The organism is Butyrivibrio sp. AE2032, assembly GCF_000702965.1.
Map to the genome: position 1 here is coordinate 407,755 of NZ_JNLF01000003.1, position 23,305 is coordinate 431,059.

17 protein-coding genes and 1 riboswitch are annotated in these 23,305 nt (G+C 44.1%); of the genes, 2 read left to right on the forward strand and 15 right to left on the reverse strand.

The annotated features are described in order from the left end of the window. Positions 1-38: 38 nt before the first annotated feature. Both BO18_RS03500 and BO18_RS03505 read right to left on the reverse strand, forming a co-directional pair. Positions 39-3,065, reverse strand: a complete 3,027-nt coding sequence (locus BO18_RS03500) for a hypothetical protein (protein ID WP_034443630.1) — start codon at positions 3,063-3,065, stop codon at positions 39-41. 30 nt (positions 3,066-3,095) lie between these two features. Beyond that, positions 3,096-5,171 carry an MMPL family transporter gene (locus BO18_RS03505; protein ID WP_242856506.1) on the reverse strand — a complete coding sequence of 692 codons (2,076 nt, stop codon included), beginning with the start codon at positions 5,169-5,171 and terminating at the stop codon, positions 3,096-3,098. Between the two features lie 182 nt (positions 5,172-5,353). On the opposite strand from BO18_RS03505, the gene BO18_RS03510 reads away from it, so the two are divergent. Beyond that, positions 5,354-5,965 carry a TetR/AcrR family transcriptional regulator gene (locus tag BO18_RS03510; RefSeq protein ID WP_034443631.1) on the forward strand — a complete coding sequence of 204 codons (612 nt, stop codon included), beginning with the start codon at positions 5,354-5,356 and terminating at the stop codon, positions 5,963-5,965. Between the two features lie 228 nt (positions 5,966-6,193). Here the strand turns inward: BO18_RS03510 and BO18_RS03515 are convergent, their stop codons facing one another. The 12 genes from BO18_RS03515 to BO18_RS03570 form a co-directional block, all read right to left on the reverse strand. Next, positions 6,194-7,243: a tetratricopeptide repeat protein gene (locus BO18_RS03515; protein WP_034443632.1), complete on the reverse strand. Its 1,050-nt coding sequence runs from the start codon at positions 7,241-7,243 to the stop codon at positions 6,194-6,196. Positions 7,244-7,264: 21 nt separating this feature from the next. Next, the gene (locus BO18_RS03520) at positions 7,265-7,639 is read right to left on the reverse strand and encodes a RidA family protein (RefSeq protein WP_034443634.1); all 375 of its coding nucleotides are present in this window, start codon (positions 7,637-7,639) and stop codon (positions 7,265-7,267) included. A gap of 42 nt (positions 7,640-7,681) precedes the next feature. Further along, positions 7,682-7,924: a hypothetical protein gene (locus tag BO18_RS03525; RefSeq protein ID WP_034443635.1), complete on the reverse strand. Its 243-nt coding sequence runs from the start codon at positions 7,922-7,924 to the stop codon at positions 7,682-7,684. A 20-nt stretch (positions 7,925-7,944) separates the two neighbouring features. Then, on the reverse strand, positions 7,945-8,913 hold the full coding sequence (locus tag BO18_RS03530; protein ID WP_034443637.1) for a GDSL-type esterase/lipase family protein: 969 nt from the start codon (positions 8,911-8,913) through the stop codon (positions 7,945-7,947). A gap of 28 nt (positions 8,914-8,941) precedes the next feature. Continuing rightward, positions 8,942-10,312, reverse strand: a complete 1,371-nt coding sequence (locus BO18_RS03535) for an MBOAT family O-acyltransferase (protein ID WP_034443638.1) — start codon at positions 10,310-10,312, stop codon at positions 8,942-8,944. Beyond that, a complete protein-coding gene (locus BO18_RS03540; protein ID WP_034443639.1) occupies positions 10,305-11,660 on the reverse strand; it encodes a tetratricopeptide repeat protein in 1,356 nt (451 codons plus the stop codon). The genes BO18_RS03535 and BO18_RS03540 overlap by 8 nt, the downstream gene beginning before the upstream one ends. Before the next feature lie 2 nt (positions 11,661-11,662). Next, entirely contained in the window at positions 11,663-11,827 is a 165-nt protein-coding gene (locus BO18_RS34715) for a hypothetical protein (protein ID WP_034443641.1), read from the reverse strand. A 14-nt stretch (positions 11,828-11,841) separates the two neighbouring features. Beyond that, complete coding sequence (locus BO18_RS03550) at positions 11,842-13,221, reverse strand: bifunctional folylpolyglutamate synthase/dihydrofolate synthase (RefSeq protein ID WP_081860894.1); 1,380 nt, start codon at positions 13,219-13,221, stop codon at positions 11,842-11,844. A gap of 21 nt (positions 13,222-13,242) precedes the next feature. Then, positions 13,243-15,915: a valine--tRNA ligase gene (locus tag BO18_RS03555; RefSeq protein ID WP_034443642.1), complete on the reverse strand. Its 2,673-nt coding sequence runs from the start codon at positions 15,913-15,915 to the stop codon at positions 13,243-13,245. 58 nt (positions 15,916-15,973) lie between these two features. Continuing rightward, complete coding sequence (locus tag BO18_RS32390; protein ID WP_051688478.1) at positions 15,974-17,611, reverse strand: GGDEF domain-containing protein; 1,638 nt, start codon at positions 17,609-17,611, stop codon at positions 15,974-15,976. A gap of 468 nt (positions 17,612-18,079) precedes the next feature. Next, complete coding sequence (locus BO18_RS03565; protein ID WP_034443643.1) at positions 18,080-20,548, reverse strand: ATP-dependent DNA helicase; 2,469 nt, start codon at positions 20,546-20,548, stop codon at positions 18,080-18,082. A 102-nt stretch (positions 20,549-20,650) separates the two neighbouring features. Continuing rightward, the gene (locus BO18_RS03570; protein WP_034443644.1) at positions 20,651-20,890 is read right to left on the reverse strand and encodes an HPr family phosphocarrier protein; all 240 of its coding nucleotides are present in this window, start codon (positions 20,888-20,890) and stop codon (positions 20,651-20,653) included. Positions 20,891-21,102: 212 nt separating this feature from the next. Between BO18_RS03570 and asnA the strand changes: the two genes are divergently transcribed. Continuing rightward, positions 21,103-22,113 (forward strand): aspartate--ammonia ligase, encoded by a 1,011-nt coding sequence (gene asnA / locus BO18_RS03575; RefSeq protein ID WP_034443646.1) that lies wholly within the window; start codon positions 21,103-21,105, stop codon positions 22,111-22,113. A gap of 273 nt (positions 22,114-22,386) precedes the next feature. Here the strand turns inward: asnA and BO18_RS03580 are convergent, their stop codons facing one another. Continuing rightward, entirely contained in the window at positions 22,387-23,088 is a 702-nt protein-coding gene (locus BO18_RS03580) for an energy-coupled thiamine transporter ThiT (protein WP_034443647.1), read from the reverse strand. Between the two features lie 80 nt (positions 23,089-23,168). Beyond that, a riboswitch (TPP riboswitch) is annotated at positions 23,169-23,273 on the reverse strand. Between the last annotated feature and the right edge of the window lie 32 nt (positions 23,274-23,305).

Consider the following 23,305-nt stretch of genomic DNA (forward strand, 5'->3'; position numbering starts at 1 on the left):
ACAACGTCCCCCTGTTTTATCTTAGAGAGGATAATATATCAAAGATCCTTAATGCTGTCTGTCTTGATGATGAACTTGCAGCTGCTGTTCTCATCATCATTTGATCCGCCGAAGGACTTGTACTCCTTTGCAGCTTCCTGAATAGCTGTCATTCTGTCTGCAAATTCTGTAAAATCTCCATCAAATGCTTCATAGAGCTTCTGGATTCCTTCCTTGTCCAGCTTGCAAACGCCGTCAAGAAGTTCCTTTACGCCATCATCAAGAGTGATAACACCATCGTTAAGCTCTTTTGCTCCGCTGTTAAGGTCATTTGCTCCGTTGCTGAGCTTTCCTGCTCCGTCTGAGAGCTCATGTGCTCCGCTGTTAAGCTGTCCTGCACCGTCCTGAAGCTGACCTGCGCCATCCTTAAGCTGTCCTGCACCGTCCTTGAGCTGTCCAGCTCCGTCATCCAACTTAGCAGCACCGTCATTGAGCTGGGAAGCTCCGGAAACAAGGCTGTCATTGTTTGAAGTAAGCTTCTGTGTTCCTGCTGCAAGAGTATTTGCACCGGTCTGAAGCTCCCCAAGACCTGAATTGATTGCTGCTGTTGCATCATAGATTGAGTCAACACCGGCTGCCAGCTGAACGCTTCCATCAGTGAACTGCTGAATAAGAGCGAACTTCTGCTTAAGTGTCTCAACTGTTGCAGGATCGTAATTATCAGGATCAATGCTTACCTTAGCAAGAATGGTCTTGATAACTCCCTTCATTCCCTGTACTGAACCAAGGGCCTGATTGTAAGAACCATAGTAAGGGATTCCTCCCTGAAGCTTAGTTGCACCTTCTGCAAGGGATTGTGAGCTTGTGGAAAGAGCGCTTGCTCCAGCTGAAAGCTGTCCAATGCTGCCCTTTATTGTATTAAGCTGACCTTCCATAACCTGACACTTGTACTGAAGTGCATCGTAATCATCGTATTTAGCCTTATTATTCTGGAACTCTCTGTATGCTGCAAGGTCATCACCGGTAAGTGTAATTGACTCTTCACTGTTATTTGGTGCTGCCTTGGACTCCAGAAGCATTTCAGGAGTTACTTCCCCAGAACCTACAGGAGCTGTAACCATTACGAAAGAAGATGTGAGTGTATCTACGCTTTCTACAGGTTCCTCTTCTACAGGTTCCTCTTCTACAGGCTTCTCTTCTACAGTCTTCTCTTCTACAGGCTTCTCTTCTTCTGTCTTCTCTTCAACAGTCTCTTCAACTACTGGCTGTTCTTCTACAGGCTGTGCTTCGTCCTTTTTAACTTCACCAAACTCAGCATCAACTACGTTCTCTTCATAGTTCTCAGTCTGTGTAACTGTCTCGGTTGAAGCAGTAGGTGCTGCATTAGCTCCCCCATTAAGCAAAGAATTAAGTTGGCTCAAGCCTGTGCTTAAATTGCCAGCGCCTTTCGAAAGCTGTGACGCTCCTGCCTGAAGAGTATTAGCACCATCTTCTACCTGGCTCTTAGCACCCTTAAGTGCTGCAGCAGTCTCAGCTGAAGAAACCTTACCATTTGTTGCAATAGCAAGACCAGAAACCGCAGCTGCTGAAAGCTCTCCGTCTCCTGTAAGATATGCTTCTGCTGCTGAAAGGCTGTCATACATTCCCTTCAAAGTTGTGATGGCATCTACTGCTGTGCCGAACTTGCTAAGCTCTGAGCTGATCTGAGTTCCGCCCTTAACAAGCTTGTTGGCATTTGTCTTTAAGTCTTTCTGCTGCATGCCACCAAGGAGCTGATCAGATCCAGCCTTTGCCTTGGCAATACCACCAGCCAGCTGGCCTGCGCCTGCATTTATCTGAGCTGCTCCGTCTGTATAATCCTTAACGCCCTTATAGAGCTTTTCTGTACCATCCTTCAAGGATACTGTTCCATCCTTAAGAGAGCCTGTTCCATCATAGAGCTTTGATGCTCCGTCTGATAAAGAACCTGTTCCATCAAGAAGCTTTGCTGTTCCGTCTGAAAGCTCTGTTGCTCCGCTGTAGAGCTTCTTAGCTCCATCCGCCAGATCTGTTGTACCGTTATAGAGCTTTCCAGTACCATCTCTAAGCTCTGTTGTGCCATCCTTTAAGGTCTTTGTTCCATCAACAAGCTTACCTGAACCATCTCTGAGCTCGCCCATGTCATCCTTGATCTTCTCGACCTCATCTGAATCTGTGAGATCTGAAAGACCGAAGTCTGAAAGGATATCTGAGCTTGCCATTGTGATAGTCATACCAAGCTCAAAGTCTGTAGTATCAGCAGTGATCTCGAAGGAATTTGAGAGCTTCTCTTTGATCTCATCTGCATCCTCAAGCTTATCCCAATTCTCATCAGAGATATCAAGACTCTCCTTAAGACCTGGTGTTGCAACACCCATGATCACGTATTTGCCACCATCGGAGATAACCTTACCATTTGAGATCTCAACGTTTGCAAACTTGTCTGAATCCAGAAGCATTCCTGAAACAACAGCAAATGGTGTGTAAACCTCAATATCGTTGCCCTTTACATTTACAGTCTGCTTTGCGTTGTTCTCATACTCAAAATGGATAGTAACTTTTCCGCTCTTTCCTGCAAGTTCCTCAGGAGCAATCTCTTTTCCATCAAGAGTATAAGTGATCTTCATGCTTACAGGAAGCTGCTTGTCTGTAGTTCCCTGATAGTAGATATCTGAACCATCTGCATTCCAGGTAAGTGTTCCGTCACCGTTATCTGTGAAGGTTTCTGAACCCTTAACGTTTACGATGTCCTTAAGCTCTGTAGTATCAGCAAGTTCTGAAGAAGCTGTTACGTTCTTGAGCCACTCACTTACTATTACGTCGTTTACTGCTCCGTTAGCATCAGCTGTAACGTATACAGTCTCAACCTTTCCTGCCTCTGACTCTGTTCCTGCGATCTGTGTTGCAGTTGCTATTGTCTGTTCTACGACATCTGTCTCCTGAACCTGAGCAGCTGTCTCTATTGCTGTAGAAGCTTCAGTTCCGGCCTTGCCACATGCTACTGTCATTACTGCAAGCATGGCAGCCATTATAACTGATAGTGATTTCATTAAGTTCTTTCTGATCATTACTTTTTCCTCCTCTATTGTGGCTGCGATTTATGCAACCTTATGTCTGTGGAACATTCCATTGGTGTGATGATCTGTCTTTTCCTGAACATTCATACCGAAGGTTGTTCTCATAATGAGCTTGTCGAATATCATGTACATCGCCGGCAGAACCAGAAGAACAGTGAACATACTGATGATGGCACCCCTTGCCATGAGCATGCACAGTGATCCGATCATATCGATGCTGGAAATAAGTCCAACGCCAAAGGTTGCTGCGAAGAAGCTAAGTGCACTGACAATTACTGACTTCATGCTGGTGGAAAGAGCTATGAGTGTAGCCTCTTTCTTGTCATGGCCTGCATTTCTCTCATTCAGGAACCTTGTTGTCATAAGGATCGCATAGTCAACAGTGGCTCCAAGCTGTATTGTTCCGATTACCACCGATGAAATAAAAGGAATGGTGGTCTTTGTGTAGTACGGAAGTCCCATGTTTACGAAGATCGCAAATTCGATGACCGCTACCAGGATAAATGGCAGTGATGCGGACTTAAGTACAAAGGCGATGATAAGGAATACCAGTCCGATGGAAACGAAGTTTACCACCTGGAAGTCATGGTTTGTGATATTGATAAGGTCCTTTGTACATGGAGCCTCACCAACTACCATAGCCTTTGGATCATAGCTCTTTACGATGCTGTCAACATTTGCGATCTGAGCGTTGATCTCGTCGGAAGCTATCTTGTAATCAGTTGTTAAAAGAATCATCTTCCATTCATCGCTCTCCAGATCATTTAAAAGATCCTCAGGGATGAAGTTTCTTGGGAAAGCAGGTCCGACAATTGAATCAACTCCAAGTACAGAAAGGATTCCGTCTGTAGCCTCAAGCTCTTTTATCATCTCATTCATTGAAGCTGTATCCAGATTCTTGTCTACAAGGAGCATGTATGCTGAGTTCATATCGAACTTCTCATCCACCTTGTCAGCACCCTGTACACTCTCAAGACTCTTTGGAAGTGTCTGTGTTAAGTCGTAATAAACTGAAGTGTGGTTGTTACCATATATTGCCGGTAAGAGCAGTGCCAGGAAGATTGCAAAGAAAGCAAGGTAATGCTTTGCAACAAACTTAGGGATCCTGTCAAACTCAGGCATAAGTGGTTTATGCTTTGTCTTCTCTATAAGATTGTCGAAAATAAGGACCATACTTGGCAGGATTGTTACGCATCCGATAACGCCGAAGATAACACCCTTTGCCATTACAACTCCAAGGTCAAGGCCCAGTGTAAAGCTCATGAAGCAAAGAGCAACGAAACCTGCGATTGTTGTAATTGAGCTTCCGATAACTGACTGGAAAGTAGCTGTGATGGCATTTGCCATAGCCATTTTCTTGTCTGATTCCTTTTCCAGCTCCTCCTGGTAGCTGTGCCACAGGAAGATTGAATAATCAAGGGTAACTCCCAGCTGAAGTACTGCACTAAGTGACTGGGTGATAAAAGAGATCTCTCCCTTAAATACGTTTGTACCCATGTTGTAAACGATTGCCATTCCAATGCTCAAAAGGAAGAACAGTGGAATAAGGTAAGAATCCATTGTAAGTGAAAGAACGATAACCGCCAGGAGAACTGCGATTCCAACGTAAATTGGTGTCTCCTTCATGGCAAGGTTCTTTGTATCTGTAACGATTGCGCTCATGCCGCTCATGAAGCACTGCTTGTTGGCAATCTTTCTGATCTGTTCAATGGCGTCCATGGTGCAGTCTTCTGAAGTTCCTGAATCAAACACCACAAACATCATGGTTGCATCATTTGCGTTAAAAGCTTCATATACTTTGCTTGGAAGCATTTCCATGGGGATGCTTAAATCCATTACACTGTCGTACCAGATAACATCTGCCACATGGTCCACGTCCTCAATCTTGGTCTTAAGATCTGCAACGTCCTTTTCCTCCATGCCCTCTGCCACAAACAGAACAAAAGCACCGGTTCCAAACTGGTCAAGAAGAATGTCCTGACCCTTCATTGTCTCTATGTCCTTAGGCAGGTATGTAAGAATATCATAATTAACTCTTGTGTTCAGATATCCGATTCCTGATGGGATCAAAAGAGCTATTGCCACGATCAGGATCACATATCTAAGCTTTACTATCAGTTCAGATAGTTTTTTTCATATCCTTCCTCCTAAAAAAATAATTATTGACCAATGGTCATTTTCTATAGTATGGTATAACACAGAAATGACCAATGGTCAATAATTTATTTCAAAAATTATTCTTCGGGATGATATAATTATGCTAGAAAGGGAATAAAGCTATGGGAAAAGCTGACCAAAACAAAAAGATGAAGATGGAAAGCCTTTTAAATGCCTCCTTTGAGCTCTTCACGTCTCAAGGCATCAATAAGACCTCCATCTCAGATATAGTAAATAAAGCAGAGGTTGCCAAGGGTACCTTCTACCTTTATTTCAAAGACAAGTATGATATAAGGAACAGGCTCATCGCCCACAAGTCCAGTCAGCTCTTTATACAGGCCTACAATGCGCTGGAAGAGTCCGGGATTACCGTTTTCGAGGACAGGATAATCTTCATTATGGATTACGTCCTGGACGAGCTGGATGCAAACAAGGGGCTTTTGGCCTTCATTTATAAGGATCTTTCCTGGGCTGTGTTCAAAAGAGCTCTCATTACTCCCGTAAGTTCTGAGGACGTGGATTTTGGCGCCGTATATCAGCGCATGATAGAAGAATCGGAGGTAGAGCTTAAGGATCCGGAAGTCATGCTTTTCCTTATAATAGAGCTCGTCGGCTCCACCGGCTACAGCTCCATCATGTTTAATGATCCGGTTTCCCTTTCTGACTTGAAGCCCCACCTGGAAGAGGCTGTTAGAAGAATCGTCCGCCAGTACACAGGGAAGAAGAAAAAATGAAGTCTTCCCAGACTCCAGGCCCCGAAGCCATACATTCGCAAATACTTGTTTGCTCCTGCGTTGTGATTTTCTAGAACTCAAAAAACAGTAAGTGCCTCATTTCGACGTTGCTCAAAGCAATCGGCACTTACTGTTTTTTTCATTCTGAAAATCATCGCCTCGTGCGAGAACTGCGCATTTCCAAATGTATGGCTTCGGGGCCTGGAGTCTGGGAAGGCTACATTTTCCTCATCGGCTAGACAGGAAGATGCTCTCACGAACTGCTTCCTGATCGTCGGGATATGTAGCAAGGTACTCTTCCATTAGGGAAGCTGCCACCTTGAACTCGCCCATGTACTCGTAGGCTGTGATCTCGTTTAGTCTAAGGGCCTGATCCAGATCCTTATTGTCCAAAGATATGCCAGACTGGAAGGATGATACAGCCGACTCGTAGTCTCCCTGTCTTATTTGGCAGATACCAAGCTGATTGTAGACTTTGGCACTGTTTGGGTCTTCTGCAAGGTAATTTCTGTAAACGCTGATGGCGTAGTTGTAGTCACCCTGCTTTTCCCCTGTCTGTCCAAGAAGGATTACCACAGGCTCTTTTTCCTGGCCCTTCTCATTTCTGGCTGCCTCAAGGTAACTCTGGGCCTCAGCATTATTTCCAAGATAAAAAGAGATCTGACCCTTTTCATAGTTTGACATAAAATCACTGCCGTTATCCATGGCTGTCTGCAGGATAGAAAGAGCCTCATCGCTGTAGCCATATTCATCAAGAGACTTATAGATCATGATCATCATGGAATAGTCTCTGGAGTTAAGAGCAATGGCCCTTGAAAAGTCAGCGTAGCCCTGGTCGTGGTTCCCGGCTGCAAGTTCCGCTGTACCACGAAGATAATAGGCATTGCTGTCCTTGTCTCTAAGAGCGATAATGGCGTCATAAACCTCTTTTGCCTTGTCATATTCCTTGAGATTAAGGTATGCTTCCGCCAGGTAATAGTTGGAATCAAAGTCCATGTCATCAACTATTCCCTCATCAGCTGCAAGAGAGGCCAAAAGTTCGGTTGCCGCCAGGTCATATTCCCCGCGCTTTAAGTGAACAATGCCCTTTCCCCTGTGGATAAGGCACTGATCCTCCCCACCTTCCTCAGCTGCCTCGAAGCTTTCCAAGGCGCTCTGATACTCGTGGCTCTCAATATAGCTGAAACCGGAATCTATATTGTGTCTGCCTGCCAGGCTTCCGCAGCCGGACAGCAATGTGGATAGCAGCAAAAAGCTGGCCACAATCCGTTTCTTCATAAATATTCCCTCGCTAGGTGATTACTTAAGGTAAGCAATAATTTCTACTTCGCAGAGAACGTTTCTTGGGAGCTGCTTTACTGCAACGCAGCTTCTTGCAGGCTTTCCTGTGAAGTACTTCTCATATACTGCATTGAAAGCAGCAAAATCGCTCATCTCTGCAAGGAAACAGGTTGTCTTAACAACATGGCTGTAATCTGTGCCTGCTGCCTTCAAGATCTCACCGATGTTTCTGCAAACTCTGTCAGCCTGATCAGTGATAGTTGTGGTGTCGATCTCACCATTTGCAGGATTGATCGGGATCTGGCCTGAAGCATAAAGAAAATCTCCAGCCTTGATAGCCTGTGAATAAGGTCCGATAGCTGCTGGTGCCTTGTCTGTTGATACGTATTCCATGTTGTTGTCCTCCTCGTATATTATGATCTTGTAAAAAAAGCTTTACTCTTCCTTTGCCTCAAATAGAGCAGTAACGTAGAATCCCCGGGCGTTTTCCTCAACTTTTGTTACCACGCCCTCTCTCTCAAGCATTCTTTCCCTGAAGGGGAAATTGCCTGACATGGCAAGGGATGGGTCAATTGTGTAGTAGTAATTGCTGGGAAGGACACCCTCTGTTACTGTAACGTGATCCCCTTCCTTCAAAAGTCCCGGCCTTTCCATCTTAAAAGTCATTTCTCTGGCCATTTTTTATATCTCCTAGTCTACTATTTTACAATCGCATTATGCAACAAGTACTGATGCCATCTTTCGTAGGATGAAGCCTTAAGATGCACATCATCAAAGGTCAGTGTGCTGTCAAGATTGCCATCTTCATCGTCCACCGACTCGTTCATATCAAGGTAAAAGATATCCTTCTGATCTGCCAGCTCACTGATAGCTGCATTTCTCTCGTTAATTCTGGCATTGTTAAAGTACTTGTCATTGTCACTCTTCTTGCCTGTTACGTGCATAATACCCTGGATATAGATAATGGCATCAGGCTGAAGCTCTCTGATCCTGTCCACTACCTCCTTGTAGGCATCAGTGAAATACTGGGTATCTCCTGTTCCTATCTCATTAAGCCCGAGCATTATATAGATCTTTCCAAACTGATTCTCAGAAAGAGCCTGTTCTACACCTATCTTGCCATCATCAGTCTTGATGAATTCCTTCTTCATCACGTCGAAGATAGTAAGAGATACCTTTGAATAGAAGGTTGCCCTTGTATCCAGCTCCTCGCAGTACTCTGAAAGTCCCACAGTTCTTGAATCACCGATAAAGAGAGCATCAGTGAAGTAATCGTCATCAACCTCAGTAAATTCATATACTTCCGGCTCACTATTGCCTGAGATATCATTTCCCGACACATCATTTGCTGAAACCTGCCCAGGCTGGAACTCCTGCTTCTCACCGGCAATTATCAGCGTAGTCCCTTCCTGCTCCTCTGCAGCAGGCTCTACAACCTCCTCCGGTGCAGGTAAAAGAGCTTCCTCCTCCACTGAAGGCGTGCTCCAGGGGTAAACCTCATCCCTGGCACCCTTAAGTACCAGCGAAAGCACGGGAATCTTGCCATCAGAGACAGTATCAGCGTACTCTGAGTAAACCGTATCCTTAAAGATAAAAGATACGATAGTCAGTACCACGCCTATCAGTACAATCCCTATTAAGATTGGACATTCCTTCAAAACTTTCATTCAATATATCCTAACGTTAATCTATCCATCAGAATCGGAAGTACATGAACGGATTTCCTGCAGCACCTGAGATACTGTAGATGCAAACCCAGAAGAGCGCAATCCAGAGCACTGTGAAAAGTGGGTTCCTTCTGTGGTTTTCCCAGGTTTCAAACACCTTGGGAATAAGGAGGATAAGCCCCGGAACAAGCACTGTCCAATACACTCCCACATTCTTGAAAAAGTCATTATCATTAACTGCAATACCCTGTCCAAAGAATGGGAACAGTCTCATGAAGTAGTCCCCAAGCATCTTAAGATCAGATATTGCAAACACAACCCAGGTAAGTGGTATAAGAACCAGCACATTTATCTTCCCGATAATCTTTGAAAGAAAGCCGGGAAGTCTTTTAAATACAATGAGGCGCTCCAGCACGATAATAAGGAAAAGAGACAGTCCCCACATGATAAAGTTGGGAGTCACGCCATGCCAGAAACCTGTTATAAGCCATACTACCAGGAGATTGAAAACAGTCCTTCCCTCTCCCTTTCTGCTTCCTCCAAGAGGAATATAGATATAATCCCTGAACCAGGAGCCAAGGGTTGCGTGCCATCTTCTGTAGAACTCGGAAACACTTCCTGACCCGTAAGGCTGATCAAAGTTAACTACAAAGGGAAATCCCAGCATCACACCTATACCTGCAGCCATAAGAGAATAGCCCCAGAAATCAAAATATAGCTCCATTGAATAGGTAACTGCTCCAAGCCAGGCCAGAGGTGTAGAAATACTCTCATAGCCTATGGTTCCTATATCCTTCCAGAGCATAGCCAGATGATCAGCCAAAAGAACCTTCATGGCAAGACCTGCCACAAAGAACCTCAGTCCATCCTCAATGGCTCCTACTATCTCAATCAGAGCAGCCTTTCCGTCTTCTTTAAAAAGCATGGGATTATCAAGAAATTTCTCATATCGCATGATGGGGCCTGAAACAATCTGAGGAAACATGCAAAAATAGGCTGCCACATTCAGGAATGAAGCATCCTTTTCTATCTTTCCCCGATATACATCCATCTGATAGGAGATCATTTTGAACACATAAAAGCTGATGCCTATTGGCAAAAGAGAACTGTCAACAAACTGACCAAGTATCTTGAATTCTATAAGCATTCCCGCGTCTATAGCCAGAATAAATAAAAGCAGGGACTTACTCTTTTCCCCAAACTGAGCCTTGGCAAAGAGGAAATTGACCAAAACTGCCACAATAAGTGCCGGGAACATTCTAATATCACCCACAGCATAAAACAAAAGACTCCCTAAGAGAAGAGTCCATGTTCTGAATCTGGTGGGCGTTACATAATACGCTATAACAAATAAAGGCAAAAACCTGAATATAAAATTAAGGTCCGAAAAATTAACCATTTGAGTTATTGATCTCCGCAAGCTTTGTCTCAGCAGCCTGGGCACTCTGAGTATCCGGGAAGTTTGTGATCACGGCATCGTAGATCTCTTTTGCCTTGTCGATATCTCCGCTGCTGTAATAAGCATTTCCCAGGTAGTAAAGGGTGTTTACATTAGTGTTGTCATACTGATAGGCCTTTGAAAGATTTGTGATTGCAAGCTCATAATCCTCTTTCTTGAAGGCATCATAACCTGTATTGTAGTAGGAATCAGCAAGCTTTGGTCCAACCTTGGTCATAAGATAGTCGTAAAGTGACTTGAACTCAGGAGACACATCTCCGCTTATGGCGTCAAGATCAAGGCCTGCCATAGCCTCTGCCATGCCCTCGATATCTGAAGGCTCCTCCATATATATGTTTACAGCCTTCATAAGACTGTTCATAGCTGCAGATGTTGAATCCACACCCTCGTAGTCTGTGACCTGGGTGCTGAGCTTATCAATCTCCTCCTGAAGGGACTTGACCTGCTGCTCATAGGAAACGATCTGAGCTGACTTGGCGTCAGACTCCTCGCTGATCTGAGCTATCTTCTCCTGATTGCTTCCGTTTATGTTCTGGATTCGCTGCGGAAGAATAAGAAAGCAGGCTACAGCCACACCAAGAACGATTCCAAGAACGATTCCCCAGATGGAATTGCTCCTTGTGATAGCTGACTTTTTAACAGGCTGGATGATCATCTCGTTGCCACTGTTATATCTGATAACATCGTCGCTCTCAGATGCTGCAACGTCTGATACAAGCTTTCCGCTTTCACCGGGAAGCAGCATACTGTCAGCTTCCTTAAGGTAGCGCTTTGCCATAACATTACCGGTATCAAGCTTGAGGGCCTTCTGGCACTCTATCTTTGCTCTATCCCAGTTTCCGTTCTTAAGATATAAAAGCGCAAGCAAAAGATGTGCTTTGATAAAACCTGGGTTTAAGGAAAGCACTTTTTTAAGCTGGATCACTGCCAGGTCAAGGCTGTCCTGGTGACAGTAATTAAGCGCAATATTAAACTTCTTGATGGTCTGATTGACGTTTTCCAGATGAGAAGGGCTGTTTCTGACTGAATCCATATAGTAGTCAGCAGCATTGTCCTCAGGTTGAAGGTTCTTACTGATAACCCATTCTGAAAGAGCCGGTACTACTTCACCGGTCTCATAATAAACCAGTCCTAAAAGGTTTCTGGCGTTTATGTTGTATTTATCAAGCTTAAGGCTCTGTCTTAAGGACTCTATGGCTCCGGACATATCCCTGATGCCGGCCTTTTCCAGACCCTCATTGTAATATCTATTAGATAAGCTCTTGAGCTTCCCCTTGGTCGTAGCCATTATTACTTATTCCTTTTCGTAGAATCTGATTCGTCTTTCGCTTCCTTAAGGAGCTTCACCAGTACATCTGACATATCATCGATGTCCTGATTGTAAATGATTTCCTCAGCATCCTCGATCTCAAGGCTTGGCCTGAACTTTTTAAGCTCTTCTTCAAAATTTAACATAATGCCCCTCTTTATCAAATAAGAGCCTTGATCTGTCCTGCCAGATATAGTGAACCGGCGGAAAATACATAGTCTCCTGATTTTCTCATGGTAATGATGTCGGTCACGGCATCTCTTACATTGCTGTAGTACTTCATTGGAAGACCAATGATACCCAGCTCCTCCTTGCTGTCCTCAAAGGCAGTCTTAAGATCCGATACAGATACAGACCTTGATGTCTCCAGAACTGCAACATAAATTGCATCAAACTGCTGACTCTTTAGAATCTCCAGTATGATGTCCTTGTACTGCTTATCTCCAACGATACCAAACAGTAAAAGCTTTCTTCCTTCACAGCTTATTCCTGATACGCTTTTAAGAAACGCATCGATACCATCCAGGTTATGGGCGCCATCCACATATATTCCCGGACGCATCTCTTCCATTCTTCCCTCCCACTTGGCGGAAAGAAGGCCTTCCCTGATATCAAGCTCAGTAATGGAAGCGCCATTATCCCTTAAGATCTCCAGACTTGTAACTGCAATTGCAGCGTTCTCAGGCTGATAAAGAGCCTGTGTGGAGAGCCTAAGGTCAGCATATTTATCATATAAAGAATTATACGAAAAAGCAATGTATTTGTTGCCGCTCTCATCCTTCAAAGACTGGACATTTTCGATGTTCCGACTCTCAATGGCAATTGCCCTGGAATCGTTCTCTAAAGCGACTTTTTTGATAACTTCGGTGGTCTCAGGTCTTTTGTCAAAAAAGACTACCGGAACTCCCGGCTTAATGATCCCTGCCTTTTCACCTGCAATAGCCTCAAGGGTATTGCCCAGATACTGCATATGATCATATCCAATCTCAGTAATAACTGTAAGAAGCGGCTTAGAAATTGCATTGGTAGCATCAAGCCTGCCTCCAAGGCCGGTCTCCAATATGAGATAATCCACCGGATAAACATCATACAAAAGCATGGAAACAAAGAACAGGAACTCAAAATATGTAGGGAAATAGTCCTCATGTCCGTATTCCATGACTCTTCTCAAAGTCTCTATAAATACTTCCACGAAGACACCCTCGGATATGGGCTTCCCATCAATAGCAAATCTCTCATTTATCCTGACCAGATGGGGTGATGTAAACATTCCCACCGAATAATCAGCCTTTATGAGCACTGATGAAAGGTAATTACACACAGAACCCTTTCCGTTGGTTCCTGCCACGTGTATTATCTTTATATTCTCGTCAGGAGACCCCAGGTACTCCAAAAAAGCCCTGGTGTCTTCTATAGTATGTTTGTCAGTGAAGCCCGGAACCTGATTGAGAAAGGCCTCGCATTCATCAGCAGTGATCTTGGCGCTGTTATCAGCTCTTTCTATCAGTTCCTGGGCAGTTCCTAGTAAATTATCGTTCATAGTTTCCCTATAAACTTATGATCACTTTGATAACTGAGCAAGTCTTTCTGTTATCTGATCATAAGTCTGCTGGTATTTTTGCTGTTTTTCTTTTTCCTCAGCAATCTTGTCTGCCGGGGCCTTAGCAAGGAATTTCTCATTGGAAAGCATGCCCTGAGATCTCTTAAGCTCTCCGGCAAGCTTAGCCTGTTCCTTCTTAAGACGCTCGATCTCTGCAGAGATATCCACAAGATCTGAGAAAGGAATATATACTGTTGCATCAGCAAGGACTACAGACACAGCATCATCTGCAATTCCATCCTTGCCAGACTGGCATACTGACTCTGAAGCATAAGCAAGGGCCTCAAAGAAGAGCTTACCTGTTGTAAAGATATCAAGTGTTTCTTTATTATCACTTACAACAAATACCTTTGCCTTCCTTGAAGGAGCAACATTCATCTGAGTACGTACGTTACGGATTCCGCGAACTGCTTCCTTGATGGTCTCAATAGCCTTCTCGTCAGCAGCAAAGTTCCACTCCTCCTTGTATACAGGCCAGTCGGAGATCATGATTGATTCCTCCTCATCCTGAAGAGTACAGAAGATCTCCTCAGTTACGAATGGCATGTATGGGTGAAGAAGCTTAAGTGAATTGATAAGTACAGTCTGCAGTGTCCAAAGAGCTGCCTCGTGGGAAACAGCATCATCAGAATTGTACAGACGAGGCTTAACCATCTCAATGTACCAATCACAGAACTCATCCCAGATAAAGTCATAAACCTTCTGAACTGCAATACCAAGCTCAAACTTATCCATGTTCTCAGTTACTTCTTTGATAGTGTTGTTGAGCTTTGAAAGGATCCAGTGGTCAACAGGCTCAAGTCCTGCCGGCATAGGCTGATGAATAGCTGAAGGAGCGTCCTCTGCCATATTCATCATGATAAATCTGGATGCATTCCATACCTTATTAGCAAAGTTACGGCTGTTCTCTACTCTTTCGTTGTAGAAACGCATATCATTTCCTGGAGCGTTTCCTGTAACGATGGTAAGACGAAGAGCGTCAGCACCGTAATTCTCGATAACCTCAAGAGGATCAATTCCGTTGCCGAGGGACTTACTCATCTTTCTTCCCTGAGAGTCTCTGATAAGACCATGGAAAAGAACTGTCTTAAATGGGTAGGTTCCCATCTGCTCGTAGCTGGAGAATATCATTCTGATAACCCAGAAGAAGATAATGTCATAACCTGTTACAAGCACGTCTGTAGGGAAGAAGTATTTAAGTTCCTTAGTATCGTGAGGCCATCCAAGGGTCTCAAATGGCCAAAGTGCTGATGAAAACCAGGTATCAAGTGTGTCAGGATCCTGTGTGAAGTGGTTGTGTCCACACTTAGGACATACTGAAGGCATCTCTTTTGCAACTACTACCTCACCACACTTGTCGCAGTAATATGCCGGAATCCTGTGTCCCCACCAGAGCTGTCTGGAAATACACCAGTCTCTGATATTGTCTGTCCAGTTGAAGTAGATCTTGTCCATTCTTGGTGGAATGAGTTTGATCTCACCCTCTTTAACTGCCTTAACAGCAGGCTTGATGAGCTCATCCATCTTTACAAACCACTGAGCCTTGATCATAGGCTCAACTGTTGTGTGGCAACGATCGTGAGTTCCTACGTTGTGAGAGTAATCCTCAATCTCAACAAGGAGTCCCATCTCCTCAAGCTCTTTTACGATGGCATCTCTGCACTCGTATCTGTCCATACCCTCGAATTTGCCGCCATTAGCGTTGATGGTCGCATCGTCGTTGAGGATATTAACCTCCTCAAGGTTATGACGCTTACCAACCTCGAAGTCGTTAGGGTCGTGAGCAGGTGTGATCTTAACTACACCTGTACCAAATTCCATATCTACATAAGCATCCTCTACAATAGGAAGCTCTCTGTTTACTATAGGAAGAAGAACCTTCTTGCCCTTGAAATCCTTGTATCTTTCATCATCAGGGTTTACAGCTACTGCTGTATCACCAAGCATGGTCTCAGGACGGGTTGTGGCAAACTCGATGAACTTTGTAGTGGAAACACTTCCGTCATCCTCAATGAGAGGGTACTTGATGTGCCAAAGATGTCCAGCCTGCTCCTCGTACTCAACCTCTGCATCTGAAATAGAAGTCTTACATACAGGACACCAGTTTACGATCCTGCTGCCTTTGTAAATATATCCTTTCTCATGCATCTTGAGGAAAACTTCTGTAACAGCCTCGTTACAGCCCTCATCCATTGTGAAACGCTCTCTGTCCCAATCACAGGAAGAGCCAAGCTTTTTCAGCTGAGAAACGATGGTTCCGCCGTACTCTTTCTTCCACTCCCAGGCCTTCTCAAGGAATTTCTCCCTGCCAAGCTCTCTTTTATCAATGCCCTGCTTCTTAAGCTCATTTGTGATACGAACCTCAGTAGCAATGCTGGCATGGTCTGTTCCAGGCTGCCAGAGAGCATTGTAGCCCTGCATTCTCTTCCATCTGATAAGAATATCCTGAAGAGTCTGGTCAAAGGCATGTCCCATGTGGAGCTTACCTGTGATGTTTGGGGGTGGAATAACAATAGTAAAGGGTTTTTTGGTCTCATCTACTTCAGCATGGAAATATTTCTTTTCCTCCCATCTGGAGTAGAGACGATCCTCAATATCCCTGGGATTGTAGGTCTTCTCAAGTTCTTTCTTCATTCGTTAATTCTCCTATCTTTCTTTCAGAGCCAAGACTCGAAAATGCTCTGTATTTATATCAACTATATGTGGCTTCGTCAAGGGACTCCTGGGAAATAATGGCCTTATGGAGAAGGACCACCTCACCCTTCTTGTGCTCTTTGACGTCGTAAAGCGCGTTGTCAGCCGCGTACATGTAATCCCACAGCTTGTTGGTCTCGCTTGGAATGGAATTCCTGATACCCTGAGAAATTGTGAGATTTCCTAAGGTTCCGGTCTTTCTGTCACCGATCTTCATTGATAACACCTGGTCTCTTAAACTTGCTGCACAGACCATGATCTCATCATCAGTCATTCCTTCATATATAATGACAAATTCATCTCCGCCGTACCTGAAGCCATGGATGGCCTCGGAAGAAGCACAGACTCGTTTGATTATATCAGATATTTTCTTAAGGCAGTCATCCCCCACCTGATGTCCGTAGGTATCATTGTAGTGCTTGAAGTTATCCACATCCAGGATCTCGACAGCAAGGGATCTGTGATTCTGGTAGGCATCCTCGAACGCCTTGTCTGCAAACTTATTGAGGCCGTACCTGTTTCCAAGTCCTGTCAAAGGATCGGTCTCAGCCTGCTTCATGAGCTTAATGTTCTCTTCTTCTATAGAAGATAGCCTATTCCTTATATTTAAAAAGAACTTATAGTTGGCAATTCCGTCTTTCTCCTGCTGAAGGGAAGCTTCATAATACTCCAAAAGAGCTTCTGCCTTATCCTTAGGACTATCCATGAGTTCATAAAAGTCCACCTTCAATTTGGCATATCCCTTCCTCAGGTTAGGTATGTTCAGTTCATTGAGGGATATCTCCGCATTTTTGATGATGCGCTTCACTTCCCCGAGACGCCCCACTTTCATAAAGAAGCGACAGATTGTATAGATATCCTCCATGCTATCTAAAGGGAACTTATTGTTCTGAAGCTGATAAGAAAGCATGTCGGCATATTTCTCGTAGTATTCCATTTCACCAAGATAGTGGTAACCACGCATCTTGATATCCAAAACAGGAAGATCCTGGAAAAGTTCAGGCTTAGCCGCAGGGTCCTGCTCAAGCTGCTCAATGCCCTGAATACACTTTTCCACAGAGTCACGTTTATTCAGAACTATATAACAGTCGGCCTGGAAACAATAGCAATAAAGAAGATTCCTAAGATATAGGCTGTCCTTCTTGTTTTTCCTGATTCCCTTGTATGCTGCTCTTATATAAGAAAGAGCCTGCTTCACTTCGCCGATGTCATAGTATATCTGGCCAATATTGAACATGATCATGCCAGGAACAGAGCTTATCTCATCAATAGCCTCACTGTACTTAAGACCCTTAAGGAAGAAATCAAGGGCAAGCTCAGAATTGCCATGGTTAAGCGCATCTATTCCCAGAAGGTTATAGCATCTTGCCAGATGCTCCATGTCACCACAGGCCTGAAGATATTCAATGGCCTTCAAAAGGTTAGTATTAAATTTCTTATAATCAGTACTAAGGAGATAGTAGGCATCTGCAAGGTAATAATAGCTGTATCCCAGGATCCTGACATCATCAATCTCTTTTGCTCTCTTTAAAAGACGATTACAGGAGCTTATCATTTTCCCCGACATGATTGCTCTTTCAGCCAGCATCTCCTTATTCAAAAGAACAACGTCCTGACCGAACTTTTCTAATTTCATATGTTCCCCTCTTTTAATAAGCCTATACCAAGACATTTTACAACATAGAGTCAAGTCTATCAAGAAAGATATGCCTGCTTTTGAAACGTGCATGGATACTGGGTTTCAGGATTTTTAATGACACAAATGTCATTTAAAGCAGTGGTTTACATATATGTATTGACCATGTTGGTCATATATCATTTTATCCTCTACATTACCCCCTGTTTTATCAATCTTTTTGAATAGCCTATTTATGCGGTATTGAATATATGTTCTATCGACTAATCCCCAATTTCCACAGAGTTATCCACATGACAGGGTCGTCATTTATCACCAGCTTTTGTATCATTTATCTGCCTTTTGTATAAATTATATCTACAATTTCATACAATTTATTGTTTTCTGTGGTTTACATATTTTTATTTATGCCTGATTTATGTCAACCATTTTGCCGTTTTTGCATGATTTTTTGTTCAAAGTAGCACATCATTTGCCTTCAAATCCGCTCCAGAACTGGGATAGTTCGTTTTTGACCGAGGTAGTCGAAACCGTCCTGTAGCCCTTCCACTCCCTTGGGAAAAGAGCTTTATAACTTCCCTGAATGAATCTGTCGTCCAAAAGAGCCACAACTCCTGTGTCATCCTCAGTGCGGATAACTCTCCCGGCAGCCTGGAGAACCTTGTTCATCCCCGGATATCTGTAGGCATAGTCAAAGCCGTCCACATCTCTTTTGTCAAAAAATCCCCTGATGATCTCTCTTTCATTGCCCACCAGTGGAATTCCGGTCCCAACCACAATGACACCGATAAGGCTGTCGTACTTAAGATCTATGCCTTCGCTGAAGATTCCGCCCATAACACAAAAGCCAAGAACGTTTTTGTCTTCCACCACCTCAAGGTCCATGTGGATAACTTCCGAAAGGTCCATATCGTTGCCACTGGAAAACCTTCCAAGGAATGCTTCCCTGGCTTCCTCTGTCATAAAGCTGTTCTGGACAAGAAGCTCCGTTGTGTCTGGGTCGTAAAACTGTTCCTCATAGACTTCGTAAACCTCCTCAAGGAACTGATGAGAAGGGAAGAATATCAGGTAGTTTCCTTGCTTAGCTCTGATGACCTCATCTATATAAGTAGCTATCTTCAGGTACATCTCAGGACTTCGCGCAGAATACCTGCTGGTAACGTCTGTTCCAATGAATAATCCCAGCCTTTTGGGGTCAAAGATGGATTTTGCATAGATTTCGAAATCCTCCCTTGTTCCACCAAGCAGGGACTTATAGTACTGAATGGGCAAAAGTGTGGCAGAAAACAGGATTGTGCTTACTGCCCTTCCCATGCAGGTTGCAAGGTTCCTGGAAGGATCGATGCAGGCAAGGCGCAGCAAAAAGCTGCCATCCTGGGCATACTCCCCGTAGATTACGTAGTGGTCGTCCAAAAGTTCATATATAGTAAGGAATCTATTGATATCAAAGTAGAAAAGAAGTATTTCCTCCCTGCAAGGGCCCTCAGAGTGGTCCTCCAGATACTGGGACATGATGGATGAAAGCCTGTTAAGGGCCTGAATAAAGCCTTCTATGGAATCATATATTTTGCACTCGTCGCACTGTCTTTTCAGTTCCAAAAGAGCCTTGTTGCACTTGTCAAGATGCCCGGCAATTCTGGGGTGATACTCCTTTATGGTCCTTTTCAGGTCCAGAAAGCTCTCTTTTCTTAGAACTGCGCTATACATCTCCCTTCCTCTGTCCAGAAGGTTATGGGTCTCATCCACCAGAAAAGCATAATCATGTTTCGTGCTATCACCAAAAAAGCGCCTCAGATACACGAAGGGATCAAAGACGTAGTTATAGTCACAGATTATGGCATCAGCAAAAAGGCTCATGTCCAGAGACATCTCAAAGGGACACACCTGATGCTTTTTCGCATATTCTACGATGGCATCCCTGTCAAATTTGTCACTGCTGGTCATCAGATCGTATATAGCATCATTTATCCTGTCAAAATGCCCCTTTGCATAGGGACAGGCCTCAGGATTACAGCCTCTTGTAAGCTCATCTATAAAGCATATCTTGTCCTTGGCTGTTATAGTAACAGTCTTCATCTGAAGGCCCTGAGCGGATCTCAAGGTATCAAAGGCCTCCTCAGCCACTGTTCTTGTTATGGTCTTGGCTGTAAGGTAGAAAATCCTGGATATCTTTTCCTGCCCCATGGCCTTAACTGTAGGAAATACGGTGGATATGGTCTTCCCGGTACCTGTAGGAGCCTCTAAAAAGAGCTTTTTCCCATGGACAATGGTCCTGTAAACCGCAGCAGCCAGGTCCTTCTGGCCTTCTCTGTAGGGGAAGGGGAACTGGGTGGCTTTGATGGACTCCTGCCTCTTTTCTATCCACTTACACCTGTAATCAGCCCATTTTCTGTACATTTCAAGAAGATCATAAAACCAGGTGGTTATCTCATCATATGTGAAGGTCTGGTCGAAATATCTTTTCTCCTCAGTATCCATGTTGCAGTAGGTCATTCTGACATCCACTTCAGGATAATGGCGATCTATCAGATACATGGCTGCGTAGCACTTTGCCTGGGCAAGATGGACATCCACCGGCTCTTTCATCCTGGCCAGGTCTCTGTAGGTTCCCTTTATCTCATCAATGAGGGGCTTATACGGCTCTTTTTCAAAAAAGGACTCCTGGCCTGCCTCCACTGAAGTAAGTGGCTCATCCATGTATTTGTCAAGGATACCGTCTGCCCTTCCCTCAACTAAAAGGTCATAGCCTTCATAGCTCTTTTCATAAGAAAGAGATACCTCCGGGTGATAGTCAGGCCCCATGCTCTTCTGGATCATGCGATGTATCCTGCTGCCTTCCTGCATGGCATCGGCGCTTACCTGATGTATTCTGTTGTCTATATCGCCGGACCTTAGGATAAATTCCACAAGGCCGCGGACGGAAATTGTTATCTTCATAGTATGCAAAAAGCCCTCCCGGGTGTTTACTAATGAATTGTACCACACCCGCAGAGAGCTTTCCTTATATAACGATATTTACTTTTGTGGACATCATGCGCTTTACGCCTGAACAGCCAGGCCCTTGAGATACTGCTCAAATCCCTGATCGTAACCTCTGTACTCTACTGTGAGAGGCTTTGTGAGGTCAAGTCCAAATACGCCGAGGATTGACTTAGCATCAACAACATACCTGTTGTAATATATATCAACATCAAAGTCACACTTTGTTGCTGCCTTTACGAAATCATTAACCTGATTTGGACTAAGTGTAATATGCTTTCTAATAAGTTCTCCAAACATTTTTCCTTTACTCCTTATCACTGTGTGCTCGCTTTTTCGAATTAAAGTTGTCAAGTGAAAACGTTTAAGTTATTACATTAGAACTATACCAATACTATGTGAAAATTCTGTGACAAGTTTTTGAATTTTTACACGCATTTTTTTCTTGCAATATACTGGCAAAAGTTATTAAATGGAGAATGGAATAAATTATAAGAAAGTGGCGGAAATATATGGAAAACCTTAAAATCCCAAAGAACTATGAATCTGCGCTTGATCTCCACGACACTCAGGTGGGCATCAAGACCGTTAAGGACTTCTTTCAGGGAATGCTTGCAACAAGGCTTAATCTGCAGCGTGTAACCGCTCCCTTGTTTGTAACTCCTGAGTCAGGTCTTAACGACAATCTTAACGGCGTTGAGCGTCCCGTTGCCTTTGATATTCTCAATGAGAACGGAAGGCCTGCTGAGATCGTACACTCTCTTGCTAAATGGAAGAGATATGCGCTTAAGAAATACGGCTTCAATGTAGGCGAGGGCCTTTACACTGATATGAATGCCGTTCGCAGAGATGAAGTTCCCGATAATATCCACTCTATCTTCGTTGATCAGTGGGACTGGGAGAAGGTTATAAATAAAGAGGACAGGAACATTGATTTCCTTAAGGACACAGTAAGGAACGTATATAAGGTTCTTCGCAAGACCGAGAAGTTCATGTCCATCCAGTATGATTACATCGAGGAGATCCTTCCTGAGGATATCTTCTTTATCACAACTCAGGAACTTGAGGACATGTTCCCGGATAACACTCCAAAGGAGCGCGAATACTTCATTGCCAAGGCTAAGAAGGCTGTCTGCATCATGCAAATCGGTGATGAGCTTGCTTCCGGTGAAAAGCACGACGGACGTGCACCAGACTATGATGACTGGCAGCTCAATGCCGACATCATCGTATACTACCCTGTTCTTGACATCGCTCTTGAGCTTTCCAGCATGGGTATCAGAGTAGACGAGAATTCCCTCAAGGAACAGCTTGAGAAGGCCGGATGCACTGAAAGAGCTGAGCTTCCATTCCAGAAGGCAATCCTTGACAAGGAGCTTCCTTACACCATCGGTGGTGGAATCGGACAGTCCAGAATTTGCATGTTCTTCCTGCGCAAGGCCCACATTGGAGAGGTACAGTGCTCCATCTGGCCAGAAGACATGGTTGAAGAAGCTACCAAGCACGGTATGCAGATCCTATAAAAATAAGCTGTCACACTTAATTGTGTGGCAGCTTTTTTGTGCGAGTCAGCGGGGAAGGTTCTGTTGGCAGATGCAGCCATATCTTTGAAAATGCGCAGTTCTCGCACGAGGCGATGATTTTCAGAACGAAAAATAACAGCAAGTGCCGATTGCTATGAGCAACGTCGAAATGAGGCACTTGCTGTTTTTTGAGTTCTAGAAAATCACAACGCAGGAGCAAACAAGTATTTTTGAAGGTATGGCTGCATCTGTCAACAGAACCTTCCCCACCTATCAGCTTAAGGAAACCTGCTTCTTAAGGCTCTTTTCATTGGCCTCAACCTTGATGCGGTTAAGTGCTGCGCGAACTGCAGGTACAAGAAGTACTACTACTGTGAGAGCGCCTTCTGCTGCGATGTAGCTACCGTTGTAGGCTGCTGAATAAGCAAGAGGGTGCATTCCTTCGGGAGCGTAATCTGCAAAGAAGATAACTCCGGAGAGGGTTGAGAAAAGGAATCTTCCGAAGATACCTGCAAGATAGCCCTTGAACATTCCGTAGCGGCTGTTGTAGAAGAATCCTGCTACTCCAAGAGCGCCAAATGCAAGGATGTAATCACAAAGAAGCTGTGGAACGCTGATGATATATGGATCTACGATCAGCTGGAGAAGTCCGTAGGCAAAGGCTGCGGAAAGACTAACTCTAGGTCCGTAGAGATATCCGATATAAGTAACAAAGAACATGCTGAATACTGTTACTGAGCCGCCCATAGGAAGCTTGAAAAGCTTAATGTTTGAAAGAACAAAAGCAAGCGCCAGGCAAAGAGCTGAAAAAGTAAGCTGCTTTACACTCATCTTGAACTTTCCGTCTGCGTTCATAAAGTAACTTACAACAGCAAAAGCGATGATTGCGAGGATGATAGCTAGAACATATCCACCTCTGGTGATATTGTACGATGTGTAGCCGTCTTCAACGACCTTTTCCAAGAATAACTGCATAAAAAATCCTCCCTTTATGTCACCGACATCTGGGGAGGTTAACTTTTGCATATTCACTACATGCCTAAAAGTATGTATAATGGCATATAAATGTGCTTCCCTACGCCGGCATTATCCGGGTCAGGTAAAAAGGGTTAGACGTGCGATGCACGTACACTCTCAGCATAGCTCCCCTAGCGGTTTTATTATGTTCAAGAATCATTAAACACTTATACCC